Source organism: Myxococcus sp. AM009 (genome assembly GCF_013372605.1).
GTDB classification, from domain to species: Bacteria; Myxococcota; Myxococcia; order Myxococcales; family Myxococcaceae; genus Myxococcus; species Myxococcus vastator.
On record NZ_JABXEP010000322.1, the window covers coordinates 1 to 2,594 of the forward strand.

Consider the following 2,594-nt stretch of genomic DNA (forward strand, 5'->3'; position numbering starts at 1 on the left):
GTGGTGGGGCGCCCCTGGACGAAGACGTGGACGCGGCGTGCGCGGGGCTGTTGCCCGGTGACGTCGTCATCACCGAGTACCTCAACGACCCGGTGGGGACGGACACGGGGCAGGAGTACGTGGAGCTGCACAACCCCATGCGCGCGCCCGTGGACCTGTACGGGCTGACGCTCTACGCGTCGCGCTCGGATGGCTCGCAGGAGAAGGCCTACGCCGTCCTCGAGGAGCTGACGGTGGCGGCGGGTGACTCCGTGGTGCTGGGCGATGTGCGCGACGGGCCGGTGCCCGCGCATGTCGACCATGCCTATGTCGACCATGCCTATGGCGACGGGCTGGGGGCGCTGGGGAACTCGGGCGGACGGCTGGGCCTCCGGTGCGGGGCGCGGGTGTTGGACGAGGTCCCGCTCTCCGCGCCCGCGAAGAGCGGGGTGTCGCGCATCTACGACGGCCGCCTGGTGCCGGACATGGCGGGGAACGACGACCTGGCCCGCTGGTGTGACTCGCCCGACGCGGGGGCCGGTGGGGCGTTCCAGGGGAGCCCTGGCGCCGCGAACGCGCCCTGTGGCCCCGTGGGTGACGCGGGCGTCCCGGAGGACGCGGGCGTGGTGGCGACGTGCAGGCCCGCGGGCGCTGGCGCGGTGAGGCCCGTCCTGCCGCCCGCGCCTGGCGACCTGGTCATCACCGAGGTCATGGCCAATCCGCGTGGCGACGACACGATGGGGGAGTGGGTGGAGCTGAGGGCCACGGCTCCCGTGGACCTCAACGGCGTGACGCTGGTCGCCGAGGCGGGTGAGGCGACCGTGAAGGCGGAGGGGTGCCTGTCGCTCGCGGCGGGGGAGTACGCGGTGCTGGCTCGCCGCACGGATGCCACCCTCAACGGAGGGCTTCCTCCGCCCGTGGCGACCTTCAGCATGGACCTGCGCAACGCGGGCGGCCGGCTGCAGGTGAAGGCGGGGGGCGTGGTGGTCGATGCGGCCGACTACGGTCTGGCGGTGGATGGCGTGGCCACGCAGGTGTCCGCACCGCTCGCGGACGCTGTCCAGAATGACGCGCCCTCCGCATGGTGCGCGGCCACGGCCGCCTATGGCTCGCGCGGCAACCAGGGGACACCCGGCCGCGGGAATCGTGTCTGTGCGGGAGACGCTGGCACGCCGGGCGGCGACGGCGACGGTGGAACCTCCGATGGCGGCGTGGATGCCGGGACGCTCGAGGACGGATGTATTGACCGGACCACCGGAAGGGCTCGGGCGCGCAGGGTGCCCGATGCGGGCTCGCTCGTGCTCACCGAGCTCATGGCGGACCCCCAGGCGGTGGCGGATGCCACGGGGGAGTGGGTGGAGGTGCTCGCGCTGCGTGACGTGGACCTCAACGGGGTGTCCCTGTCCAACGAGGGCGGGGGCCGCTCGACGTTTGACTCGGCGCTGTGCCTGGCCGTGAAGGCCGGGAGCCGCGCCGTCCTGGCGCGCAGTGAGGATGTGTCCCGCAACGGCGGGCTGCCCGCGGCGCTCGGCACCTTCAACTTCAACCTGGCGAATACCGCGGGCAGCCGGAAGCTCCAGCTCTCGGTGGAAGGCCGCGTGCTCGACGCCGTGTCGTGGACGGGGGCGGCCATTCCAGGTGTGTCCTCGCAGCTCGACCCCGGGCGCAGCGACCCGCAGCGCAATGACTGGCCCGGGAGCTTCTGCCCCACGCCCGAGACGGCCCGTTATGGCCGGGGCGACCGGGGCACGCCGGGAGGGGTGAACCGCTCATGCGCGCTTTGATGACAGCTGCGGTGGCCTGCTTGCTGGCCGCCTGTGGTGAGGGGGACGCGGACGTCGCTTGCGGCCCCGCTTCGGGACGCGTGGCGGAGGTCTTGGATGGGGACACAATCGTCCTGGAGCGCGGCGAGCGTGTTCGCTACCTGCTCGCGGATGCACCGGAGCGCACGGGCGCGGGCGGTGACTGCTTCGGTCCGGAGGCCCATGCCTTCAACCGGGGACTCGTCGACGGCAGGCGGGTGACGCTGACCTATGGCGAGGCGTGCGAGGACCGCTTCGGTCGGCTCCTTGCCTACGTGTCCGTGGACGGCCGGGAGGTGAACACGCTGTTGGTGGAGAGAGGCCATGCCTGCGTGCTCCACGTTCCTCCCGCGGGCCGCTCGAGGCGCGCGGAGTTCGAGGCTCTGGAGGCGCAGGCCCGGCTGGCGCGGCGCGGCGTCTGGGGGGCTTGCGCGCCCGTTCCCTGTCAGCGGTGAACCACCTGACGGAAGAGGCGCCAGCGTGGCCGCCTCTTCCACGAGGCCTCATCCGAGCCTGACTCGGAGACGGGCAGTCCGGCCGGGGGATGGGATGTATCCCAAGGGTAACAGCCACGCGCCGCCCGCATGGAGATGGCGGGCGTTCCTGGCTGGGGGGCTGGTGAGGACATGCCAGGGCAATCATCAACGACGACGGCGCGCGCATGAGTTCACGCGTCACGGCGACGCTCACGCTGCCGGATGCGCTGGAGGTCCTGCGAGAGGACATCACCCGGCGCTGGCTGGCGGGGGTGGGCTCCGCGCTCGGTGCGCTCGCTCCCCTGGCGAGCTCGGAGGAGGGGGGGCTGCACAAACT

General features: G+C 72.6%; 2 protein-coding genes. Both read left to right on the forward strand.

The window, feature by feature from the left end; genetic code table 11:
• Positions 1–1,763: lamin tail domain-containing protein (locus tag HV824_RS35500; protein WP_255208615.1), on the forward strand; the 1,763-nt coding region annotated here is incomplete at its 5' end.
• Positions 1,763–2,236, forward strand: a complete 474-nt coding sequence (locus HV824_RS35505; RefSeq protein WP_176418004.1) for a thermonuclease family protein — start codon at positions 1,763–1,765, stop codon at positions 2,234–2,236. The genes HV824_RS35500 and HV824_RS35505, both read left to right, overlap by 1 nt.
• Positions 2,237–2,594: the final 358 nt, after the last annotated feature.

Excerpts from the sequence above, each read along its gene's own strand:
- HV824_RS35505 (WP_176418004.1), top strand. The coding sequence starts at position 1,763 with ATGACAGCTGCGGTGGCCTGCTTGCTGGCCGCCTGTGGTGAGGGGGAC.